20 protein-coding genes are annotated in these 23,341 nt (G+C 65.8%); 7 read left to right on the forward strand and 13 right to left on the reverse strand.

Going from position 1 to position 23,341, the window contains the following annotated elements; genetic code table 11:
• Window positions 1-115: 115 nt before the first annotated feature.
• Genes QP045_RS09805 through QP045_RS09815 form a run of 3 tightly spaced genes read right to left on the reverse strand, consistent with a single transcriptional unit; the run spans window position 116 to window position 3,048 of the window.
• The gene (locus tag QP045_RS09805) at window positions 116-1,723 is read right to left on the reverse strand and encodes an ABC transporter permease (protein ID WP_422514800.1); all 1,608 of its coding nucleotides are present in this window, start codon (window positions 1,721-1,723) and stop codon (window positions 116-118) included.
• The gene (locus QP045_RS09810; protein WP_422514801.1) at window positions 1,720-2,586 is read right to left on the reverse strand and encodes an ABC transporter ATP-binding protein; all 867 of its coding nucleotides are present in this window, start codon (window positions 2,584-2,586) and stop codon (window positions 1,720-1,722) included. Before QP045_RS09810 ends, QP045_RS09805 begins: the two co-directional genes overlap by 4 nt.
• 21 nt (window positions 2,587-2,607) lie before the next feature.
• The gene (locus QP045_RS09815) at window positions 2,608-3,048 is read right to left on the reverse strand and encodes a DUF3617 domain-containing protein (RefSeq protein ID WP_422514802.1); all 441 of its coding nucleotides are present in this window, start codon (window positions 3,046-3,048) and stop codon (window positions 2,608-2,610) included.
• Between the two features lie 191 nt (window positions 3,049-3,239).
• Between QP045_RS09815 and QP045_RS09820 the strand changes: the two genes are divergently transcribed.
• Window positions 3,240-3,923: a TlpA disulfide reductase family protein gene (locus QP045_RS09820; protein ID WP_422514803.1), complete on the forward strand. Its 684-nt coding sequence runs from the start codon at window positions 3,240-3,242 to the stop codon at window positions 3,921-3,923.
• A 221-nt stretch (window positions 3,924-4,144) separates the two neighbouring features.
• Here the strand turns inward: QP045_RS09820 and QP045_RS09825 are convergent, their stop codons facing one another.
• From QP045_RS09825 to QP045_RS09865, 9 genes are all read right to left on the reverse strand, one after another.
• Complete coding sequence (locus tag QP045_RS09825; RefSeq protein WP_422514804.1) at window positions 4,145-5,317, reverse strand: acetyl-CoA C-acyltransferase; 1,173 nt, start codon at window positions 5,315-5,317, stop codon at window positions 4,145-4,147.
• Window positions 5,317-6,210 (reverse strand): SDR family NAD(P)-dependent oxidoreductase, encoded by an 894-nt coding sequence (locus QP045_RS09830; protein ID WP_422514805.1) that lies wholly within the window; start codon window positions 6,208-6,210, stop codon window positions 5,317-5,319. Before QP045_RS09830 ends, QP045_RS09825 begins: the two co-directional genes overlap by 1 nt.
• A 100-nt stretch (window positions 6,211-6,310) precedes the next feature.
• On the reverse strand, window positions 6,311-7,879 hold the full coding sequence (locus QP045_RS09835; RefSeq protein ID WP_422514806.1) for a long-chain-fatty-acid--CoA ligase: 1,569 nt from the start codon (window positions 7,877-7,879) through the stop codon (window positions 6,311-6,313).
• Between the two features lie 11 nt (window positions 7,880-7,890).
• Entirely contained in the window at window positions 7,891-9,525 is a 1,635-nt protein-coding gene (locus tag QP045_RS09840) for a carboxylesterase/lipase family protein (RefSeq protein WP_422514807.1), read from the reverse strand.
• Window positions 9,525-10,865: a spinster family MFS transporter gene (locus tag QP045_RS09845; protein WP_422514808.1), complete on the reverse strand. Its 1,341-nt coding sequence runs from the start codon at window positions 10,863-10,865 to the stop codon at window positions 9,525-9,527. The genes QP045_RS09840 and QP045_RS09845 overlap by 1 nt, the downstream gene beginning before the upstream one ends.
• Before the next feature lie 3 nt (window positions 10,866-10,868).
• On the reverse strand, window positions 10,869-13,130 hold the full coding sequence (locus tag QP045_RS09850) for a TonB-dependent receptor (protein WP_422514809.1): 2,262 nt from the start codon (window positions 13,128-13,130) through the stop codon (window positions 10,869-10,871).
• Window positions 13,131-13,374: 244 nt separating this feature from the next.
• Window positions 13,375-14,031, reverse strand: coding sequence for a TetR/AcrR family transcriptional regulator (locus QP045_RS09855; protein ID WP_422514810.1), 657 nt, complete (start codon window positions 14,029-14,031; stop codon window positions 13,375-13,377).
• A 216-nt stretch (window positions 14,032-14,247) separates the two neighbouring features.
• Complete coding sequence (gene cls, locus QP045_RS09860) at window positions 14,248-15,678, reverse strand: cardiolipin synthase (protein ID WP_422514811.1); 1,431 nt, start codon at window positions 15,676-15,678, stop codon at window positions 14,248-14,250.
• Window positions 15,679-15,773: 95 nt separating this feature from the next.
• Complete coding sequence (locus tag QP045_RS09865; RefSeq protein WP_422514812.1) at window positions 15,774-16,448, reverse strand: type 1 glutamine amidotransferase domain-containing protein; 675 nt, start codon at window positions 16,446-16,448, stop codon at window positions 15,774-15,776.
• 233 nt (window positions 16,449-16,681) lie between these two features.
• On the opposite strand from QP045_RS09865, the gene QP045_RS09870 reads away from it, so the two are divergent.
• Window positions 16,682-17,443: a 3-keto-disaccharide hydrolase gene (locus tag QP045_RS09870; RefSeq protein WP_422514813.1), complete on the forward strand. Its 762-nt coding sequence runs from the start codon at window positions 16,682-16,684 to the stop codon at window positions 17,441-17,443.
• 42 nt (window positions 17,444-17,485) lie between these two features.
• On the opposite strand, the gene QP045_RS09875 is transcribed toward QP045_RS09870, so the two are convergent.
• Entirely contained in the window at window positions 17,486-17,956 is a 471-nt protein-coding gene (locus tag QP045_RS09875; protein WP_422514814.1) for an Lrp/AsnC family transcriptional regulator, read from the reverse strand.
• A gap of 94 nt (window positions 17,957-18,050) precedes the next feature.
• Here QP045_RS09875 and phhA point away from each other — a divergent pair, with 94 nt between their 5' ends.
• From phhA to maiA, 5 genes are read left to right on the forward strand one after another with little or no spacing between them, the layout of a single operon-like run.
• Complete coding sequence (gene phhA / locus QP045_RS09880) at window positions 18,051-18,914, forward strand: phenylalanine 4-monooxygenase (RefSeq protein WP_422514815.1); 864 nt, start codon at window positions 18,051-18,053, stop codon at window positions 18,912-18,914.
• A 45-nt stretch (window positions 18,915-18,959) separates the two neighbouring features.
• Window positions 18,960-20,018, forward strand: a complete 1,059-nt coding sequence (hppD, locus tag QP045_RS09885) for a 4-hydroxyphenylpyruvate dioxygenase (protein ID WP_422514816.1) — start codon at window positions 18,960-18,962, stop codon at window positions 20,016-20,018.
• 18 nt (window positions 20,019-20,036) lie between these two features.
• Window positions 20,037-21,356 carry a homogentisate 1,2-dioxygenase gene (hmgA, locus tag QP045_RS09890; protein ID WP_422514817.1) on the forward strand — a complete coding sequence of 440 codons (1,320 nt, stop codon included), beginning with the start codon at window positions 20,037-20,039 and terminating at the stop codon, window positions 21,354-21,356.
• Window positions 21,353-22,663 (forward strand): fumarylacetoacetase, encoded by a 1,311-nt coding sequence (fahA, locus tag QP045_RS09895; protein WP_422514818.1) that lies wholly within the window; start codon window positions 21,353-21,355, stop codon window positions 22,661-22,663. Before hmgA ends, fahA begins: the two co-directional genes overlap by 4 nt.
• On the forward strand, window positions 22,660-23,301 hold the full coding sequence (gene maiA, locus QP045_RS09900; RefSeq protein WP_422514819.1) for a maleylacetoacetate isomerase: 642 nt from the start codon (window positions 22,660-22,662) through the stop codon (window positions 23,299-23,301). The genes fahA and maiA overlap by 4 nt, the downstream gene beginning before the upstream one ends.
• Window positions 23,302-23,341 lie beyond the last annotated feature (40 nt).

A 23,341-nucleotide genomic window follows, 5' to 3' on the forward strand; every position in this document is an offset into this window, starting at 1 on the left:
CGAAAGAACGTTAACGGTCGTTATCATCTGCGAGCCAAATCGGGAATGACGGGTTGCTCCGGGTCCAGGGACGACGTCCATCGGACTATTCGGTACCCGATAGGCGCGCCTGCATCTAGGCATTGGCGCGACGGAACGCCCAAGTTCCCGAACCGCGTTCCCGGCAGGCGACTACGATCATCACCGCGGCGACGCTTCCCCATCCCAGCCTGTACCACCCTACTGCGTGCGCGCCGCTGAGCGCTGGCGGGAGCGGCGCCCCGGGGTAGCTGCCGTACCGGTAGAGCGGATCGTCCCAGCCGAGCTTCGTGAGCGCGAGCGAGCCGATGAGGTAGAAGACCATGTATCCCCACCCAGCGAGTTTGTTCGGGGCAAGGGATTGGAGGAAGAACGCCAGGACGCCGACCAGCAGCCAATCATAGGTCTTGGGGAATAAGTACCACGCCAGATAGTTCGCCAGCGCGGGCCGCTGTCCGGTCGCGACCTCGGTGGCCGCGCCGGCGGCCGCGCTCGCCAGCGCCAGCAGCAGGAGGACCAGCCCCAGAGCGAGGAGCTTTGGCAACAGCAGCACGGCCCGGCCCGCTGGCGTGGCGGCGACAAGGGACGCGACATTCTGCTCGCGCTCGGCCCAGTATAACTCGCCGGCAAAGAACAGCGCGACCACCACCGGCACCAGCTGAAACGACTGCGCCAGCGCCGCTATCGTCGCCGCCGTCCCGGTGACGCGGCTCGCAGCGGCCGCAGCGGCGGCCAGTCCCATCAACAGCAGCACCGCAAAGACGGGCGTCAGGATCACCTGCCGCGCTTCGAACAGGGTCCGCACCTGCATCTGGGCGGCAACGATCAACCATCCGGAGCGGACTTGCCGCGGCACTGGCGTCTGCCGTTCCTCGGCAGGTTGCGCGGGATCGACGTGGTCGCCTGCGCCTTCTGGCGTCGCGCGTGCGGCCGCGCGCCGCCGGCTGTCGCCTCCGGCATACCAGGTTCCGACCGCGATCAGGCCCGCCGCTATCATGAGCCACAGCAACCGGTTTGCGAGCAACGCGCCGCCGAGTGGCGGCACGGTCATGTCTTGCTGTGCCACGCTCCACCCGCGCGTGACCGCGGCCAGGGCGGCGAAGCCGAACGGTTCGACCACGCCTGACCAGCCGCCGTCGTGACTGCCGCCCAGCCCATAGATCGTGAGCAATCCCGCCGCTCCGAGCAGGCAGCCCGTCATGGACCGGGTGACCGACGCGAGCGCGAAGAACAGGGCCGAGGCAAGGAGGAGATTGGGGCACGCCAGCACGAAGAACGCGAACAGGTGCGCGGTTGCCGGCCCGGCGCCCGCCCCCAGCACCGCGCCAGCGCTCGCCATCGCGGCGGGCACGGAGAGGAAGCACAGGAGCACCGCCCCCAAGGCGCCCAGGAACCGTCCTAGCGCGTAATCCCGGGGGTCCGCCGGGCTTGCCCGGACGATGCCGGCAAAGCCCGTCACATCGTCCCGCACAGCGGCCTCGCCGACGAATGCGGCGGCGGTGAACAGGAAGAACAGCGTCCAGACGAGGTGCATCCGGGCGATCGCAGCGACGCCGGTGCGCGCGCCCTCCTCGGCGAGCCCCACACGCAACTCGTCGATCGCCATCGCCCCCGCGACCATCAGCACCGAGACCGCGAACACGATCCAGAACACGCGCCCACCCAGTTGCTGACGAAGCTCGTGGAAGGCGAGGCGCGCAATCACGCCCGCGATGGCCCCGCTTGCCCGATCACCGCAAAATACGCGTCTTCCAGCGTAGCTGTGACAGGTTCGAACTGCGGCCCGGGCTGCGCATCGGCGAGGACCCGCACGGATAGTCGTCCGGCCGACAGCCGCCGCGACAGGATTGTCCCGCCCGCGGCATCGGCCTCGGCCGGCCCGCGCCAAACCCTCCCATCCAGCGCCGCAGCAAGCCGGGCCGGGGCGTCATGGGCCAGCACCCGGCCACCTGCGAGCACGGCGACGTCCCCACAAAGGTCGGCCACATCGTCCACGATGTGCGTGGAAACGATCACGACCGCCGCCTCACCAAGGCTGAACAGCAATTCGTGGAAGCGATTGCGTTCCGCGGGGTCCAGTCCGGCGGTCGGCTCATCGAGGATGAGCAGGTCCGGGTCGCCGATCAGCGCCTGCGCCACCCCCCAACGCTGGCGCATTCCTCCGGAAAAGCTCGACACCGACCGATCGCGCACGTCCCACAGGTTCACCAGCCGGAGCAGCCGCTCGGCCAGGTCCTGGCGCTCGCCGCGCTGGGTGATGCCTTTCAGCACCGCGATCTGGTCGAATAACGCCTGGGCCGACACCCCGGGATAAACGCCGAAATCCTGCGGCAGATAGCCTAGCCGAAGCCGAAGCGCCCGGGGATGTGCAAGCGCATCAATCCCGTCGAACCGAACGCACCCCTCCGTCGGCCTCTGCAGCGTTGCGGCGACCCGCATCAACGACGACTTGCCTGCTCCGTTCGGTCCCAGAAGCCCGAACAGCCCGCGCCGAACGGACAAAGTTACGCCATCGAGCGCCCGGGTACCGTCGGGATAGAGGTGCGAAACCCCCTCGATCTCCAGCATGCGCTCCGGTCCGTGCGCCGGCTAGTCGCCCGCGCGTGCGGCGCGCTGGTCCATCACGATCCGAAGCGGACCCTTGGCGGTATTCCCGCTAACCGTTGCCCGTCCTACAAACCCGTTGGTGTCATAGGTGCCCGACCGAACGACCCGCATCGGCTCGCCCTCCTTCTGCGGGCAAAGGAGGGTCTGGTCGTACTTGCCACTCGCGACGTGCTGGACATCGACGCGGCAGCGCGCCTTTGGATCCGGCGCGAGAAGGGCCTCGACCCCCTGCCCCGCGGAGATGCGCTTGCGCTCCTTCTTGGACTTGCCCTTCATCATCCGCGCCACGAACCCCGGCAACCCCGGAACCGAAAGCTCAACGGTGGTAGAAGTGACGTCCCAGTTCCCAGGCGCTAGCGCGGGGTCCGCGGCGAAGCTGGCATAAGGAAGCAAGACGAGCGCGACGGCAAGGGATTTAAACATGATCTAGCTGTACCGCGTTCGACTTCGCACAACCAGCCGTTTCGGAGGAATGCCTAGGTGAACCCGCGGCAATATTCATCCCAGTCTCGCTATGGACATCGGTCGTTAAAACAGCTTCCTTGGCGACGCGGGCCGGGCGACACGAAACGTGAGAGATGCGGCACGCTGCAGAAATGCGATGGGGAGTTAGCATGCGCAAAGTTGTTTTCTACATGATGCTTGCCGGTTCCTGCGCCTGCCTCTCGGCTTGCGATCGCCAAGCCGAGCCAACCGTCGATGAACACGCTGCGAAGGCCAAGGAAGCGATCAATCAGGACCCGGAGTTGGCCAAAAAGGTCGCCGAGATGGAGGCAAAACTCGCAAAGCTCACGCCAGCAGAAAAGGCGAAACTCGCCGCAGAATCGAAAAAGATGGCGAGCACGCTCCCGATGCCACTCACCGAAATCGGGCCGATCAAGGTCCGGCCGGCAGGCAAGGCAGAGACGTCGCTCGCAACGATAGCGCCCGTCGGGACGCCCACCGTTATTGCCGCATGGGCGAGCTGGTGCATTCCGTGCAAGATCGAAGCGCGTGAGCTGGCAGGGCTGAGCACGGAATATGGGAGCAAACTCAACATCGTGTACCTGAACATCGGCACTCCCGAGGTTGAGCGCGTCAAAGGACCCGAATTCCTCCGCGAAACCGGCGCCGAACAGCTTGGTTTGACGATGCTGGCCGCGGAAGACTTTTTGAAGCTAACCCGGTTGGACCAGCTAGCCGTACCACGCGTTCTCGTCTTCGACCGCACCGGCAAGCCGATCGAGGTTATTGTCGGCGCCAGTGCCAGCGGCCGGGATCCCCGTCTGACCAAAGCCATCGAGAAGGTCTTGCTCTAGGATAAGGTGGCGATCGATCCGGTCGACACGCCACCCCCAGAACCAAAGCGAAGGCTCTCTGCAGCCCCCTTCGCTGCCAGATGAGCGGCGAAGGGGGAGCAGTCTGCGGCGATCCCTTCGCGTCAGTTGCACGAAGATGGCTGCTTTCGCACGCAAACCAGCGCGATCGTCCTGCAAGTGAAGCGACGTCGTCGGTCCATCGACTTGGATGACACTCCGACCTAGTAGACCTCAAACAGCCCTGCTGCGCCCATGCCTCCCCCGACGCACATCGTGACCACCACATAGCGGGCGCCACGCCGCTTTCCTTCGATCAGCGCGTGCCCAACCATGCGTGCGCCCGACATTCCATAGGGATGGCCGATCGAAATCGCGCCGCCGTTGACGTTGAGCAACTCGTCGGGGATTCCCAGGCGATCGCGGCAATAGAGCACCTGCACCGCGAATGCCTCATTGAGTTCCCATAGGCCGATGTCGGCCATGGTGAGCCCGAACTTCTCGAGCAGCCGCGGCACGGCGAAGACCGGGCCGATCCCCATCTCGTCCGGCTTCGTGCCCGCGACCGCCATGCCGACATAGCGGCCCAGCGGCTGCAGGCCGCGGCGCTCTGCCAGCTTCGCTTCCATCACGACGCACGCCGACGCGCCGTCGGAAAGCTGGCTGGCGTTGCCTGCGGTTACGGTGCCGCCTGCCACGACCGTCTTCAAGGCGGCCAGACCCTCAAGGCTTGTCTCAGGGCGATTGCCTTCGTCGCGATCCAAGAGGGCTTCGCGAAAGCTCGGCTCCTCGCCGCCCTTGGGCGACAATTTGGCGATCACCCGGATCGGCACGATCTCCGCGTCGAAACGGCCCGCCGCCTGGGCGGCGGCGGTGCGCTGCTGCGACTGGAGGGCATAGCCGTCGCACGCTTCCCGCGAGATGCCGTAGCGGGTGGCGACGGTCTCCGCAGTGTCCAGCATCGCCATGTACATGTCGGGATGCATCGCGCGGAGGACGGAATCCTGGTCGATCCGCAAATCCGCGGTCTGGACGAGCGAGATCGACTCCACGCCGCCAGCGACGATAACGTCCATTTGATCGACGATCACCTGCTTCGCAGCGGTAGCGATCGTCATCAACCCGGAGGAGCATTGCCGGTCGAGCGTCATGCCCGCCACCGTGACGGGCAGGCCCGCGCGCAGCGCGGCCGTGCGCCCGATGGTCTGCTGATAACCCTGCGGCAACGAACAGCCGATCAGGCAATCCTCGACCGCACCGGGGTCCACCCGCGCGCGCTCTACAGCGGCGCGGATTGCGTGCGCCGCAAGCGCTGTCGACGGCGTGTTGTTGAGTGTGCCCCGATAGGCCCGGCCGATGGGGGACCGCGCCGTGGAAACGATGACCGCCTCACGCATCACAACAGCTCCACCGCAACCGTGGAAGCAGCCTGGGCGCAGGCGACCTCGCGCTCCGCCTGAAAAAAGCCATAGGGCGGGATCATCTCGTCCGCGCGGTCGACCACCTCCGCCCAACGCTGGATCAGGATTTCGCCGGCGTCGGGGCCGCTCCCGACCTGGATGCCCTGCGTCAGCGTGACATGGGCGGCAGCAAAATGCCCTGCCCCGGCGCAGACGATGGCACGGGTCGGCGCCTCCTCTCCTACCAGCGGGAGCAGGGCGGGGCTGACCAGCGCCGGGTTCAGCACGTCGAGACTGTCGTCGGAGAGCACTCCCTTGGTCATTTGCGTTGCCGCCGTCGGGGCCAGCGCGTTCACACGGATTCCGTACTTCGCCCCCTCGATCGCCAACGTCTGCATCAGTCCGACCAGCGCCATCTTGGCAGCACCGTAATTGGCTTGGCCGAAGTTACCGTAGAGGCCGGAGGAGGAGGTCGTCATGACGATGCGCCCGTATTGCTGCTCCCGCATGGTCTCCCACACGGCCTTGGAGCAGATCGCGGCACCGAACAGATGGACGTCCACCACCAGCCGGAAATCAGCCATGGTCATCTTGGCGAAGCTTTTGTCCCGCAGGATGCCGGCATTGTTCACCAGGATGTCGATGCGTCCCCAGTCTTGCTTGACAGCAGCGACCATCCGCTCGACCGCGGCTTCATCCGTGACCGACCCGGCGATCGCCATGGACTCTCCGCCCGCGGCCTCGATCTCGGCCGCGACTGCGGACGCGCTGTCGAGCGAAACGTCGTTCACGGCGACCCGTGCTCCCTGCCGGGCGAGGTACAACGCGTGCTCCCGTCCCAGCCCACCCCCGGCACCAGTTACGATTGCGGTCCTACCGGTCAGTTCCATTGCTTGCTCCTATCGCCGGGCAGGCTTCCGCTCTGCCAGGAGTGTTCACTGTCGCGTTAGTTAGTGTCTTGGACGGGCCACTGTCTTCCTGCGCGGTTGGTTACCCGTGTTGGCGCCTCAGCTGGACCTTGTCGATCTTGCCGGTCGCCGCGAGCGGCATGGTGGGCAGACGGATCACGGCGTCCGGGATCCACCAGGAGGCCACCCGCCCGCGCAGCGCCCCCAGCAGCGCTTCGTCGCTGATGCTTTCCTTCTCGCGCAATTCGACAAGGAGGATCGGCCGCTCGCCCCATTTGGCGTCCGGGCGCCCGATCACGGCAGCTTGCGAAATCTGGGGAAGCGCACCGATGCACGCCTCGATCTCTGCCGGGTTGATCCACTCCCCGCCCGACTTGATGAGGTCTTTGGCTCGCCCAGTGATAAAGAGATTGCCGCGCTCGTCGATGCGCGCGAGATCCCCGGTCGGGAACCATCCGGACGCATCCGTCGCGTCCGTTTCCTGTCCGAAATAGCGGGACACCACCGCTGCCCCGCGGACGCGCAAATGCCCTTCGACGCCGCGTTGCTCGGGAAGGGGCGTCCCGTTGGCATCCGTCAGCAGCAGGTCGACGCCGATCGCCGGCTTTCCAGAGGCAGCAGGCGAGCGATCGGGATCCTCCGGCACCGCGACGGTGCCGGATGGTGACAATTCAGTCATGCCCCAGCTGGTCTGCACCGTGACGCCGAGCCGGGCCTCCAGCCGCTCCATCAGAGCGGGCGCCATCGGCGCGCCGCCGACGATGATCCGCCGGAGGGTCGGGAGATCGCCGCCGATCGCCTCCAGATGCTCGACCAGCCCGAGCCAGACAGTCGGAACGCCGACCGCGACCGTCACCCCCTCCGACAGGATCAACCGCGCGAGGCTGGCGCCGTCGTTGGATCGTCCCGGCAGGACCAGCTTCGCGCCGGACGCCGGTGCCGCAAAGGGCAGGCCCCAGGCATTCGCATGAAACATGGGCACCGCAACGAGCACCGAATCGCGGCCGGAGATCGCCATTACATCGGTATGAAGCGTGCGCAGCGTGTGAAGAAAGCTGGAGCGGTGGGTGTAGGTGACGCCCTTGGGTGGTCCGGTCGTGCCTGAAGTGAAGCAGAGCCCGGCGGGGGTGCGCTCGTCGAAGCCGCCCCAGGGTGCGTCCTCGGCCTCGCTTTCCGCCACAAGGGCGTCGAGCGCATCGACGCGTGGCGTCGCGATCGCTTCTTCGGGAAGCGCTCCGTCGATCACCAGCACGCGCGGGACGATGCCGGTCCGACCCGCGACCGCGAGCGCCAAGGGGAGCAGGTCGCCACAGACGATCAGGATGCGCGCCTGCGACTGGTCCAGCATCCCCGCGAGTTGCTCAGCCGTCAGGCGGGGATTGAGGGTGTGGCACACCGCACCCATGCCCATGATCGCGTACCACGCCTCGACATGCGCCTGGGTGTTCCACGCGAGTGTCGCCACCCGGTCACCAAAACGCACTCCAGCATCCGCGAGTACGCCGGAGATGCGGACGGCACGCTCGCGAAGTCCGGCATAGCCCACGCGATCCACCCCGCCGTCCCCGCGCGCCGTCACGACCTCGGCCTGCGGATGCCATTTCGCGGCATGGTCGAGGAACCGGTCCAGCGTCAGGGGAAAGTCCTGCATGGTTCCGTCGATCATCGGCACGCCGCAGCCTTCGCAAGTACCGGAGAGACGATGCCGGTGTTCCAGTTCCACGGCTGGTCCCCGGCCGCGCGCCTGCGGCACATCGCCGCTTCGTGGAGCGCGTACATGTTGGGCAGCAAATAGGTGCCGGGACGCGGCTTGTTCCCGAACGCCATGTAGTGGGCCCCGTCGCCATAGGCAGGCCAAGCCGGCTGACCTTCCGCAACCGGCGTGCCCGAGCGCGCGAAGGACGTCCAATACTGCATCATTGCGCGCGAGAAGCGCCGTTCGGCCGCAGTATCGGGGATCTTCGGCCAGGCAGGCGGCGTATCTGCGGCAGTCCCGAAGACATAGGGGATCTCTGCCGCATGGAAGCCGTGAAGACCGTTTTCCTGGGCGGCTGGATAGCCGTGGTCGAAGTAATAGAGATACGCGGGCTGGCGCACCGCCGTCTGCTTGATCATCAGCCGGGTTGCCGTCCAGCCATAGAGCGCATCCCGCGTCGTCGCGAGCATGCTCTCCGCCACGTTACTCGAGGGATAGAGCTGCAGGAACGCATCGCTCAGGTCGCCGTAGCGGCTGCGGATCGTCTTCTCATAGTCTGCCGCGCTGGCGGGCGCGGGCGGCAGCAGGAAGCGCAAGGATCGGATCTCGCCGCTGTTAAAGCCGGCGAGAAGCGGAACCGGCGCCTGCTCCCCGCGGTCGAAGGTCTCGACCAACTGGCGCGGCAGCAGCTTGCCGTCGATCGTCCCCCACGGCGCATAGCCCGCGGCCGTCGCCTTTTCGAGGACGTCCTCAGCCGGTATCGCACGCAGCGCGGCAATGTCGGGCGCGCCGAGCGCCGCCATCACCCGTGCGCCCTCCGCCTCAGCCGACGGGGCGCCGTGGCGGGCGCTGCGCAGCTCCGGGGTGGAGATCATATAGGCGCTCTGGGCGATCGCCTTGTGAAACAGGCCGCGTGCGGGCGGCGCCGCCATCAGGTACATGACGCTGAGTGCGCCCGCGGATTCGCCCGCGATGGTCACATTGTCCGGATCGCCACCAAAGGCGCCGATGTTGCGCTGAACCCAGCGCAAGGCCGCGATCTGATCGAGAAGGCCGTAATTACCGGACGTTCCCTCGGGCGTCTCGGCGCTCAGGCTCTCGTGGGCGAGATAGCCGAGGACGCCGAGGCGGTAGTTGATCGTGATAACCACCACGCCCCCCTGCTCGGCCATCCGGGCACCCTCGACATAGCGTTCATGCCCATAGCCGCCGGAGAGAGCGCCGCCGTGGATCCACACGACCACCGGCAGCTTGCGCGCGTTGCGGGGCGCCCAGACGTTGAGGACCAGGCAGTCCTCGCTCATCCGCTCGGGCGGATTGGCATAGATGCTGGCAACCTTGGGCCGCGGCTGCACACAGGCGTCGCCGAACCGCTCCGCCTTGCGGACGCCCTGCCAGTCGGGAAAGGCCGCCGGTGCCTTCCACCGCAACGGGCCGACCGGCGGCGCCGCGAAGGGGATGCCGCGAAAAACGTCGGTCTTGCCCGAACGGCTGCCCTCGACTGCCCCGGCCGGGGCGCGAACGATCGGTCCCGCCGTCGCTGCGGAGATGGTGGGCAGCGCCGCGCATGCGAGCGCACCCAGGCGCAACAGAATCCGCATCAACGTTCCCCGGCAAGTTGTTGCGCGCGCTTGATCGCGCGCGCCAGCGCCATGAACAGCAGCACTGCCACGGCATAGAATGGGACCAAGGTGTAAAAGGCCGCCTGCAGCGGGTGTTCATAGCCCGCGGATTTGAACCAGTCGCTCGCCGCACCGAGATAAGTCGGCCCAAGGCCCAGACCGATCAGGTTCATGACCAGCAGCAGCAGGGCGCCCGCCATGACACGCTCGTTCGGCCGCACCTCTTCCTGCACCAGCGCAACGGCGGGCGAGAGGTAGAAGTAGTTGAGCCCCATCGGCAGGATCAGGAACAGCATCGACATCTGCCAGCCCGGGGCCGCGACGAAGGCGACGAAGAGCGGCGCCGCCACGACCAGGCCGATCGCGGGGATCAGGGCATAGGCGCGCTTGTCCCGCCCCACGAAGCGATCGACGAGCCGGCCCGCCAGGAAGATGCCTCCGCCCATCGAGACCAGAACCAGCAGCGCATACCAGATCGCCACCTGCTCCAGCGTCATCCCCTTCTCCTCCATCAGGAGGAGAGTGGTGAAATTCGCTGTCGCATAGGTAATGAACTGATTGGCGCCGGTGGCGAGCGCCACCAGCAACAGCACCGGGCGAGAAAAGAACATGCGGCAGGTCGCCAGGAACGGCGCTTTTGCCGCAGCAACGGTATGGACGGGCTGAGGCTCTGCGACATCCAGCCCACCGCGGACCGGCTCGCGAACGGTGAAATAAACGAAGATGGCAGTGACGACGCCCACCGCGCCCAGCACGAAAAAGGCGTCGCGCCAGCTATAGGCTGCGGCGATCGAGGCGCCGAAGGCGACGCCCAGCGCGTTCCCGATCGGCGGCCCCAGATTGTAGAGCCCGAGCGCCGTGCCACGGGTACCGGGCCGGAAATAGTCGGAGATGATCGCGTAGGACGGCGGCACGCCACCCGCTTCGCCCACGCCCACCGTCATGCGGGCGCCGGCTAGCTGGCCATAGTTCGCCGCGAACCCGCAAGCGACCGTTGCCGCGCTCCAGAGCGCGCAGGCGAAGGACACGACCCGCACCCGGTTCGCGCGATCGGCGAACCAGGCAACGGGGATCGAGATGACGCAGTAGAACAGCGCGAAATAGAGGCCGCTGATCAGGCCAATCTGCCCGTGCGTCAGCCCCAATTCGTCCCGGATCGGCTTCGCCAGGATCGACAGAAGCTGCCGGTCGAGAAAGTTCAGCACATAGACGAAGCACAGCACCGCCAGCACGAACCAGGCGCGCCGGGTGGCAGGGGCGCCGGCCGGAGCCGCCATCGCCCCAGTCACACCCGAAGCCTGAGAAGAGACCTTCGCCATCGATCAGATGCCGTAGCCGATCCGCAGGCCCACCGTGCGGGGCCGCAGGGTGCCGAAGCGGCTCGCGAAGAACGCCTCCGGATGGATATACGTGATGGAGTGGTTGTCGGTGAGGTTCTCGACGTAGAGCTGCCCGGTCCACGACCCACGGCTGACGCCCGCGGTGAGGTTGACGTTCACATACTCGTCCGTCTCGCCAAACGTCGGCAGGCGTTGCCCCGGACTTCCCGCGACATTGGGGAAGGAGCTGTTGTACGAACCGACATATTGCGCGTTGACCGCGAGGTTGGCGGTGGTGTCGGCCCCCAACGCGAAGCCGTAGGAGACGTAGGTCGAACCCTGGAGGCGCGGTGCGGACAGGCGATGACCGAGCACCGCGCCCGAGATCGCCGCCTCTTCCGGGGTCAGTTGGGTGATCTTGGCATCATTGTACGCCGCGTTGAGACCGATGTTGAAGCCGGTTGCCGGGATGATCGCCATCTCGACTTCGAACCCGCGGCTGCGCGCCGCGCCAACGTTGGTCGCGAACTGCACGGAGTCCGAGATGCGGTTAGCTTGGACCTGAATATTGCTCCAGTCGATCCAATAGGCGGCGGCGTTGATCGTCACCCGCCCGTCGAGCCAACGACCCTTCGCCCCCACCTCGTAGCTCTTCAGGTCGTCCGACGACGCGCCATACGGGATGACGATGTCGTTGGGATTGACCGTGCTTCCCCGGCCGGCGAACGCGTTCACGACGGGGCCGCGATAGCCGGTAGCGAAGGTTGCGTAGGTCGTGATGGCTTCAGTGGGCTTGTAGCTGGCGCTCGCCTTCCATGAAGGCTTCGAGCCCTTGGCCTTTACGCCTGTCTCGGCCGCATACGGCACCAGGGTGAGGGGGCCGCGGCGGCCTGAAAGCGCAGCGACGAAATAGTCGCTGTTGTAGCCGCCCTCTTCGGTGAAGCCCTGGGCGGTGATCTGGCCGTAGCGCACGCCGCCGGTCAGCCAAAAGCGGTCGGAGAACCGGTAGGTGACCTCACCGAAGCCGGCGAGCTCGGTCGATTTCTGGTGCGTATACTGCTTCTGGTAATATTGGTCGGGAAGGCCGGTGATGCCGGCCGTCTCGAGAAAGGGGAGCGACGAACGGTAGAAATAGTCAACGTCGCGCCTGCGGTTCAGGTAAAAGCCGCCGACCACGAACTGGAGCGGTCCGTCGAAGCTGGAGGCGAGGCGTGCCTCCTCCACGAACACCTTGTCATAGGCGTTTGCATCCAGACCAAAGGCGATGGCGCCGCCAAAGGTGTTGGCGAGATCTGCCCAGAACCGCTGGTCGAAATCCGAATAGGTGCTGGAGCTGGTGAACTTCGCAAAACCCAGATCATAGTCGATCGTGGCGTTCAGGATGGTCTGCTTACCCGTGAACCGGTCCGGCTGATCGGAGATGCGGTTTTCGCGACCGAGCGACGGACTGGTCAGCGAGGAGTCCTTGGGATCGCTGTTTTCGTACGAGCCGAGCAGGCGGATCGAAAGCCGATCGTTGGGCTTCCACAGAGCGATGACGCGCCCCCCATAGTCGACGAGCGTGTTCGAGTTGTGGACGCCGGTGCCGACGTTGTCGAGATAGCCCTCCTCATGCCGGTAGAAGCCGGCGGCGCGGATCGCGAGCTTGTCGTCGATGATCGGCACGTTGACCATCGCGTTATAGCGCTGACGCAGGGAGTCCGACCCGGTAAGGCCGATATCCACCAACGCCGACCGATCGAAATGGCCGAGGTCGGGGCTCTTGGTGAGGATGCGCATTGCGCCCGAGAGGGAGCCGGAACCGAACAGGGTACCCTGGGGACCGCGCAGGAACTCTACCCGCTCGACGTCGAACAGGTTGGGATCGACAACCGTCGTGTTGCCAATGGTCGAGACGGGAAGCTCGTCCAGATAGACCGCAACCGTACTCTGCAGGTTGGCACCATAGCCATTCGTGGCGATGCCGCGGACGGTGAAGTTGTTGAAGTTCTGCGTCGGACGATTGAGGACCACGCCGGGGGTTTCGCGCGCCACGCCCTCGAAGCCGACGATGCCCTTGCGCGTCAATTCGCCCTGCTGGAAAGCGGTCACGCTGATCGGGACGTCCTGGATGCGCTCTTCGCGCCGGGTAGCGGTCACCAGGATCTCGCCCCCTTCCGCCATGTCCTGCCGCTCCGCACGGTCGACCTGGCTGGCCGGATCGGAAGCCTCTTCCTGGGTTGATGGCTGCACCGGGTTGGTCGCGGCGCTCTGCGAATGGGCCACTGCCGGCGCTAGGACATTCAAGAACGCACTCGCGCATACCGATGCGCACAACAATCCCCGCATGCTCTCTCTCCTAATGAGGCGGACTTTTGCGTCCGCTCCCACGGCCTTGGTGCCATCCCGAGCAACGCCATGTCAACATTAACTCACGCGAGCGTGAGTTTCTTGCGGAGCAAACGCTGCTCCTCGCCCACAAATGAACCGGGGGGTTCGGTACCGCCCTTAGGGTTGTGAGAAGCCGCCCCTAGATCGCGAGGTCGGGAAACGGAGCATGGGGCCCCTTTTTCCCGTCGCAGATTGCGCGGAATCCGGCTGCCATGAACTGCGCCATGCGCTGCTTGACCGCGACGAAGTCCTCGGAGCGGCAAAGCCCCCCCGACAGCTTGTCAATACGCCCGGTCCTCGCGAGCGTGAGCATCAGCGCGCCGGTGACGAAGTGATAGCCCCAAAAGATGTCCTCGGGGCTGCAATCCGGCATCGCGCGCCGAAGGATGTCGATCAGGCGGAGAACCACGGGATCGAAATAGCCGTCCATCAGGTCGGCGCCCCATTCGGGAGTGTTGGCAACCTGCGCCCCGAGCGCGGCATAGTTCTTCCAGCCGTCCCCGCCCTGAATGTAGAGATCGAGGTCGGTGTCGAGGAAGGCGTGCAGCGCGCCTTCCACCGTGGGCGTCCCGCCGCAGGCCGCTTCATACTCGTCGAGCGCGCGCATGCGGGTTTCGCTCGTGACCACGGCACGGCGCGCGAAGACGGCGTCAAACAGTGCTTTTTTGTCGGTGAAATAGTAATTGAGAAGCGTTCGGTGCACGCCAATCTTGAGCGCAACGTCGTTGAGCGTAACGCCGTACAACCCATGCCGAGAGAATAGTTCCTCCGCGGCATCCAGGATCTGCTCGATCATCTCAGCGCGCTGCTCGGCCTTTCGGCCAGCACGCTTGCGTTTCGCTTGTTCAGTCACGCATTTTCTTCTGCCGGGGGAAACCTTCGGCGGTCAAGCACCAGTAACAGATGCATTTCATGCTGTTACGCACGTTGACGCGCCTCGAACTACAAGGTGTCGCATATCATTTGCGGACGCTTAGGGCCCTCCGGTGCTGCGCAACGCTGACCGCCCACGTCAGAACAAAGGTGCCGCGGTCGTCAGGAGGTTGTCGACGAACCGCCGGGGCAGCGAGCGCGCTGCGACACCGCCGTGGTCGATCTCCGTCGAAGCTGCAAGCCAGCGACGCTGATGCGCGCTGACCTCAAGGGCAAGCGCGCGGGATTCAAACAAGATGTTGTTCTCAAAGTTGAGGTCGAGGCTGCGGCGGTCCATGTTCGCGGAACCGACGAGCGCCAATGTGTCGTCCACCAACAAGGTCTTGGCGTGCAGCAAGCCGCCGCGAAACTCGTAGATACGGACGCCGGCCTTGGCCAACACAGGATAATAAGCGCGGCTGATTGCCCCGGTGATCCAGCTGTCGTTCCGGTTGGGGAAGACGATGCTGAGCTCCACTCCGCGGCGCGCGGCGGCGATGATGCTGTCGAGCAACGGCGGGTCCGGGGCAAAATAGGGGGTCGTGATCACCGCTCGTGTCTGGGCCGCAGCCAGAACCGCGACGAAGATGTTGGTCATCGTTGAATGATGCGACAACGGACCCGTCCCGACCGCGATCGCCGCAAACCCGCCCGCCAGAGGAGCCGGCGGATCGGCGGATAGCACGGGACGCATGTCTTCGCCGGTTTCGGTCATCCAGGCCGAAGCGAAAATCAGCTCTGCCTGGCGCGCGACCGGCCCCTCGTACCGGATGAGGATGTCGACCCAGGGCGCGTATCGACGCTTGGGCAGGAACGCCGGGTCGGCACAGTTCTGGCTGCCACACCAGGTGATCCCGCCATCGACCACCACGATCTTGCGATGGTTGCGCAGGTCGGTGCGGTGGCCAGCGAGGAAGCCGAGCCCGAGCGGAACCGGCAGCGATGCGCACAGATGCGCACCGGCTTCCTCCATCCGTGCCCAATGGGGGGAGCGGATGAGAGCACGGGACCCGATCGCATCGGCGACGATGCGGCAGAGCACCCCGCGCCTTGCCGCGCGGCATACGGCATCGAGGACCTTCAGTCCGTTATGGTCGCTCAGCCAGATGTAGAAGGAGAGATGAACGGTGCGCGTCGCCGCGTCGATGTCCGCGACGACCGCGTCGATTGCGGCGTCCGGTCCAGGCGCGACATGCGCCATGTTGCCGGTAGCGAGCCCCCATCGGCTTGCCGCTTCGCAGGTGCGGAACGCGTTTCTCGCCCATTCGGGCGGCTGGCTCGCCGAGGTGGACGGCGCGTAGGGCAACAGCGCTGCATAGGCCTCCCGCCCGCGCCTGCGAAACGATGGCGAGACCCAGGGCTCGCCGAATAACAGGTAGAGCACGGTGCCGATGCCGGGCAGCGCGATGAGGAGGAGAAGCCACGCCGCGCGCGCATAGGGCTCGCGCCGCTCCAGCAGCATCGCGCGGAGCAGGACCGCGAGGTACACGGTGCCCAGTGCCAGCCATATCGCCGTGTCGAGATCGACCATCCGTCACCTCGCAGCACCTGTGCAGCGACATCATGGGGCGTGCCCGACCCCGAACGCCTGATGGGCACGCCACGCCCCTTCGTCGGCGCAGGGCCTCAGAGTGCGTCGAGCAGCGTTCTCGCGGTCTGCGCGGACGACTGTGGATTCTGCCCGGTGATCAGCAGGCCGTCCTGGACCACATACGAGGCCCAGTCAGCGCCCTTCGAATAGATCCCGCCCTTCGCCTTCAGCTCGTCCTCGACAAGGAACGGCACCACATGGGTCAGGCCAACCGCCTCCTCTTCGGAATTGGCGAAGCCGGTTACCTTCTTGCCTTGGACGAGGGGACGGCCCTCTGCGGTTTGGACATGGCGCAGCACGCCTGGGGCGTGACAGACGAGCGCGACCGGCTTGCCCGCTGCCAGGAACCCCTCGATGAGCGCGACCGACTGGCGATCTTCGGCAAGGTCCCACAAGGGTCCGTGGCCGCCGGGATAAAATACGGTGTCGAAGTCGTCCTGCTTGACGTCCGCCAGACGAACGGTGCTGGACAGGGCTGCCATCGCCTCCGGGTCACCCTCGAAGCGGCGCGTCTCGTCCGTCCGGGAATCCGGTTCGTTGCTCTTCGGGTCGAGCGGCGGCTGCCCGCCCTTGGGCGATGCCAGGGTGACCTCGGCGCCCGCGTCCTTGAACGCGTAATAGGGGGCGGCGAGCTCCTCCAGCCAGAACCCCGTCTTGCGGCCCGTGTCACCGAGCGTGTCATGCGAGGTCAGTACCATCAACACGTTCATCGTCGCTTCCTTCCATGCCGCCGACCGATCGAAGCCGTTCGGCTTATGTCAAAGCGTTGAACCAGCCCGCCGCCTCGAAGTTTCGTTGTCGGCCCGAGCGACATGGAAAGGATGTCGCACCGGAGGGAGACGACGAGGTTGGGCATCCGTGCGGCGGGACGATGGGGTTGACCTCCGCGAGATCGTGCTATCGAAAGCCGAAGCTCGGCAAACGAGCCGTTGGGAGAGGCTGAATGCGGATCTGGAAAACCCTTGCCGTAGGACTGTTGGCAGCGGCAACCGTTGCCCCCGGGGTGGTCGCACAGGAGCCCAAGCACAACATCCTTACCGCGCAGGAGCGGTCGAATGGCTGGGAACTGCTGTTCAACGGTCGGGATCTTTCCGGCTGGGAGTCCTTTGGCGGGGGTGCGCCGGCACCGACCTGGAAAGTGAAGGACGGGACGCTCGAACTCACCAAGGCCGATGGCAAGATGAGCGGCACGGACCTGGTGACGAAAGACAGCTACGGCGCCTTTGAGCTTACGCTGGACTGGAAGGTCGCGCCCGGCGGCAACAGCGGAGTCCTCTACCTGGCGCGCTCCGTTCCCGGCGCCACACAGCTGTATGAAAGCGGCCTCGAGATGCAGGTCCTCGACGACGCGGGCCATTCGGACGGCAAAATCCCCACCCATCGTGCCGGGTCGCTGTACGACATGACGGTTCCGCCCGCGGGCGCTTCCCGCCCTGCAGGAAGCTGGAACCACGCGCGGCTTCTGGTCGAACCCGGCCGCATTCGTCAGTGGCTCAATGGCACCCCAACCGCGGATGTCTCGTACGGCGATGACGCCTGGCGCAAGCGTGTCACCGGATCGAAATTTGCCACGATGTCGTCGTTTGGCGTGTTCCCGAGCGGCGTCATCGGCCTGCAGGATCACGGCGAACCGGTGTCCTTCCGCAACATCAAAATTCGCAAACTAGGCGCCACAGCGATTGCGGGCGACAACGCTTCCGACTGAGGCAGAACCAGTGGTCGCCGGGCGGCGCGCTGAACGTGTGAATCACACTGGCAGCGCGGTGGTGTACTTCGTCGTCGCGAGCACGAAGTGCGAGGACGCCCCGGCGACCGACGGGTGGCCAAGCATCGTCTGCATCAGGAACTGGTTGTAGTCGAGCACGTCGGCCACGACGATGCGCAGGAGATAATCCCACTCGCCGGACATGGAGAAACACTCCACCACCTCCGGCCGGGTTTGCACGAAAGCCTCGAAGCTTTGCCGCGCGTCCGCCGCGTGACTGCGCATGCGGACGTTGCACATCACGTTGACGCCTCGCCCTACCGCCTCGGGATCGACCAGGCGGACCGCGCGACCCAGGATACCTGCGGCTTCCAGTGCCTTCACGCGCCGCCAGCAGGAGGCGGCGGAGGCGCCGACCTGTTCGGCCAGATCTGCGTTGCTGAGGGTTGCGTCCTCCTGCAGCAGGCGGACGATTCGGCGGTCGATCGGGTCCATTACGCGATCCTGTTTCATCGATGCACCATTACGCGTAATCTCATTTCGCAAACATTGATAAACCCGCTTCTATTGACGAGCAATCTTCACGTGGCGGTGAGATGCTGCTGCCATGAGCGATGACCTAGGAAAGCCTCCTCCAGGAGCCGCCGCAGACTGGACCGTTCCGCAGCGGTGGGAATCCTACACGCCGGAGGATCACGCCACCTGGGATCGTCTTTTCGACCGCCAGGCGCAGCTCTTACCCGGGCGAGTGACCCCATTGTTCCTGCAGGGGCTCGACCTTCTGCGCTTGTCGAAGCCCGGCATTCCCGACTTCGAGGAACTGTCCGAACGGCTGATGAAGGCGACCGGCTGGCAGGTAGTGGCAGTGCCTGGGCTGGTGCCGGACAGCGTGTTCTTCGATCATCTCGCGAACCGTCGTTTCGTTGCCGGCAACTTCATCCGGCGACCCGATCAGCTCGATTATCTGCAGGAACCCGACATCTTCCATGATGTCTTCGGGCATGTGCCACTGCTCGCGAACCCGGTGTTTGCCGACTACATGCAGGCCTATGGTCGTGGCGGTCAGCGTGCTGCGGCTGCCGGCGCCATCGACCGCCTGGCGAGGCTTTACTGGTATACGGTCGAGTTCGGCCTGATCCGCGCGGGCAGCGGCCTGCAGCTCTATGGCGCCGGGATCGTCTCCTCTTTCTCGGAGTCCCGCTTCGCGTTGGAGGACCCCTCGCCCAACCGGATCGGCTTCGACCTGAAGCGCGTGATGCGAACCCGCTACCGCATCGACGACTTCCAGCAGACCTATTTCGTCATCGACAGCTTCGAGGACCTGCTCGACCAGACGCTGAACAACGATTTCGGCCCGATCTACGCCCAACTGTCCGAGGCGGCCGACATCGGCACCGAAGAGGTCCTCGCCACCGACCACGTCTACCACCGCGGCACGCAGGATTATGCGCGGGCAAAACTTGCGACATGAGCGCGTCGGCACCGCCCCCCCTTCCCATCTTCTGAAAGGATTCCCATGACACAGGCAAACCCGCTCGGCCTTGCTGGCTTTGAATTCTGCGAATTCACCTCGCCCGACCCGGAGCAGCTTGGCCGTCAGTTCGAGCAGATGGGCTTCGTGCAGGCGCACCGGCACCCGACGAAAAACGTCATCCGCTACAAGCAGGGCCGCATCAACCTGTTGCTGAACGCTGAGCCCGAAGGCCAGGCCGCCGAATTCCGCGCTGCCCATGGTCCCTCCGCAAGCGGAATGGCCTTCCGCGTCGCCGATCCAAAGGCCGCGCTCGACTATGCGATTTCTCAGGGCGCGGTTGCGGTCGATGCCGCACGCGGAACACTCGGCCCCGATGCCGCTGTGATCGAGGGCATCGGCGGGTCCTACCTCTACTTGGTCAAGAGCGGCGCCGATCTCTACGCCAACTGGGAAGAGGTGCCTGGGTGGCAGGAAGCCGAGGCACGCAACTCCGTCGGGCTCGATATCCTGGACCACCTCACCCACAATGTGCGCCGGGGCGAGATGCGGTCTTGGTCGAGCTTCTATGGACGGCTGTTCGGGTTCGAAGAGCAGAAGTTCTTCGACATCAAGGGTCAGGCCACCGGCCTGTTCAGCCAGGCGATGATCGCCCCCGACGGTGCGATCCGCATCCCGCTCAACGAGAGCCAGGACGAGAACAGCCAGATCGAGGAATTCATCCGCGAATACAACGGCGAGGGGATCCAGCACCTGGCCCTCACCACCGACAACATCTACGAAACGGTCGAGAAGCTGCGCGAGCGCGGTGTCCGGCTGCAGGACACGATCGAGACCTATTACGAGCTCGTCGACAAGCGGGTCCCGGGGCATGGCGAGGACCTGGAGCGGCTGCGGCGCAACCGTATCCTGATCGACGGCTCGGTCGAGACCGGGGAGGGTATCCTGCTCCAGATTTTTACCGAGAACATGGTCGGCCCGATCTTCTTCGAGATCATCCAGCGCAAGGGTAACCAGGGCTTCGGGAACGGCAATTTCCAGGCATTGTTCGAATCGATCGAACTCGACCAAATCCGCCGCGGCGTTATCTCTGTCGATGCGTGATCGGCTGAGAGGAAGGGCATGAGCATGGAGACCGCGGCCGCGACAGGGACACGGGGCGCTTACCTGCCCGGCTTCGGCAACCATTTCGCGACCGAGGCGGTACCAGGCGGGCTGCCGGTCGGGCGCAACAGCCCGCAGCACGTGCCGTTCGGCCTCTATGCCGAGCAACTGTCGGGTACCGCCTTCACGGCGCCTCGGGCGGAGAACCGACGGTCATGGTTGTATCGTCTCCGCCCTGCAGCGCAGCACCCGCCGTTCGTGCGGTCCGGGGCGGCACCGAACCTGCGTTCGGGGCCGTTCGCGGAGGTGCCGCCGTCGCCCAACCGGATGCGGTGGGACCCCCTGCCCTGGCCCGAAGCGGCAACCGACTGGCTCGACGGGCTTGTCACCTATGGCGGCAACGGCAGCCCGGCCGCACAGGAAGGCGTCGGCATCCACCTTTATGCCGCGACCGCGGACATGGCGCGCGCTTTCTTCTCGGCCGATGGCGAGCTGCTGATCGTCCCGCAGGAGGGTTCGCTCTCGATCACGACCGAGCTTGGCCGGATCGACCTCGCGCCACTTCAAGTGGCGCTGATCCCGCGGGGAGTGCGATTCCGCGTCACCCTGCCGGACGGGCGTGCACGCGGCTATGTGCTCGAGAATTATGGCGCCCTGTTCCGGCTCCCCGACCTGGGGCCGATCGGGGCCAACGGCCTTGCCAATCCGCGCGATTTCGAGACGCCGGTCGCATGGTTCGAGGATGTCGACGCCCCTTGCACGCTCGTCCAGAAATTCCAGGGGAGCCTGTGGGAGACCACGCTAGGCCACTCGCCGTTTGACGTGGTGGCCTGGCACGGTAATCTCGCGCCTTGTCGCTATGACCTCTCCCGCTTCAACACCATCAACACGGTGAGCTTTGACCATCCGGACCCGTCGATCTTCACGGTCCTGACCAGTTCCAGCGACACGCCCGGCACCGCGAATTGCGACTTCGTGATCTTCCCGCCCCGCTGGATGGTCGCCGAAGACACCTTCCGCCCGCCCTGGTTCCACCGCAACGTGATGAGCGAGTTCATGGGCCTCGTGACCGGAGCCTATGATGCCAAGCAAGGCGGCTTCGCGCCCGGCGGCGCGAGCCTCCACAACCAGATGAACGGGCACGGCCCGGACCGCGCGAGCTATGAAAAGGCAGTCGCGGCCGAGCTCGTGCCGCACCGGATCGAGGATACGATGGCCTTCATGTTCGAAACACGCCACGCCGTCGCGGTGACCCGCTGGGCGGCCGAAGCGCCGACGATGCAGCTCGACTATGACGACGTCTGGTCTGATTTCGCGAAGGCGGAGTTGCCGCGGTGAACCACATCATTGACGAGACACATGATCCCGCACACACCAGCTGGGTTCCGGGCGCCGACGACCACGCGGAGTTCCCGATCCAGAACCTGCCGCTCGGCATCTTTTCCAACGGAGCAGACCCGCGCGGCGGGATCGCAATCGGTGACCAGATCCTCGACCTCGCCGCGCTTGCCCAAAGCGGCCTCTTGGAAGGGTCCGCGCTGGAGGCGGCTGTCGCGGCCTCGGGTCCGACGCTGAACCCGCTGCTGGCGCTGGGCCCGGAACCGCGCCGGGCGCTCCGGCGCGCGGTCTCGACGCTGCTCAGCGATCCGGGGGAGCAGGATGTCGTCTCCCACTGCGTGCATCCGGCGGCAGCGTGCACGCTCCACCTTCCGGCCACTGTCGGCGATTACACCGACTTCTATGTCGGCATCCATCACGCGACCAACGTCGGCAAGGTCTTCCGCCCGGACAACCCGCTTCTGCCCAACTATAAATATGTGCCGATCGGCTACCATGGTCGCGCCTCATCGGTTCGCGTATCGGGCACCCCGCTCGTCCGGCCGCTCGGGCAGCTGAAAGCCCCTGACGCAGAGACGCCGGTGCGCGCGCCTACCCGGCGGCTCGATTTCGAGCTGGAGATGGGCGTGTGGATCGGCACCGGCAACGCGCTGGGCGAGACGATCCCGATTGCCGGCGCGGCGGACCATGTCGCGGGGCTCTCCCTCCTCAACGACTGGTCGGCGCGAGACATCCAGGCGTGGGAGTATCAGCCGCTGGGCCCGTTCCTCGCAAAGAACTTCCTGACCACCGTATCGCCCTGGATCGTCACCGCCGAGGCACTCGCCCCCTTCCGTACCGCGCAACCCGGGCGCCCGGAGGGTGACCCCGCGCCGCTCCCCTATCTGCTCGATGCTGACGATCAGGCAAGCGGTGCATTCGCGATCACGCTAGAGGTGAGCCTGTCGTCCGAGGCGATGCGCGCGGCGGGCATGGCCCCGGTCCGGCTGAGCCGCAGCGCCGCGACCCACATGTACTGGACGATCGCGCAGATGGTCACCCACCATGCCTCCAACGGATGCGATCTGCGTCCGGGGGACCTGCTGGGCACCGGCACCATCTCGGCACCAGCGCGCGACGGGTTTGGAAGCCTGCTCGAGCTGACACGGGCGGGCGCAGAACCGATCACGCTACCGACTGGCGAGCTTCGCAGCTTCCTGGAGGACGGTGACGAGCTGACGCTCGCCGGTCGCGCGGAGGCGACGGGCTATCGCTCGATCGGCTTTGGCCCGTGCACCGGCGTCGTGCTGCCCGCAACGTCGGCATGATCTGCCTTCACGGCTATTGGCGATCGAGCGCGGCCTATCGGGTCCGCATCGCGCTCAACCTAAAGGGGGTCGGGTATCGGCAAGTGACCCACGACCTGCGCACCGGGGCGCAGCGCCAGAACGGCTATGCCATGCTGAACCCCCAACGCCTGGTGCCGGCGCTCGAGACCGACCACGGGGTCCTGACGCAGAGCCTGGCGATCCTGGAATGGCTGGAGGAGGCGCACCCCCAGCCGGCGCTGCTCCCCACCTCCCCGCGAGATCGCGCGACCGTCCGGGCGATGGCCGACCTGGTCGCCTGTGACATCCACCCGCTCAACAACCTGCGCGTGCTCAGCGCGCTGCGTGGTGAGCTCGGCGCCAACGAAGCGCAGGTGTCCGGCTGGATCGCCCACTGGATCGCCGAGGGTTTCGGGGCGCTGGAAACGCTGGTCGAGCGGCATGGCGGACGCCATGCGTTCGGGGACGCTCCGACATTCGCCGACTGCTGCATCGTCCCCCAAGTCTATTCGGCTGAGCGCTTCGAGGTCGATCTCGCGCCGTTCCCGCGCATCCGCAGCGTCGCCCAAGCCGCGAGGGCGCTCACCGCCGTCGCGGCCGCGCATCCTGATCGGCAGCCCGACGCGGATCCCGCCTGAACGACGGCAGCCGCATCTCGTCGCATACGGCAGCATCCGA

Origin of the sequence: Sphingomonas sp. 3-13AW (assembly GCF_049311085.1) — a bacterium.
Classification (GTDB): domain Bacteria; phylum Pseudomonadota; class Alphaproteobacteria; order Sphingomonadales; family Sphingomonadaceae; genus Sphingomonas.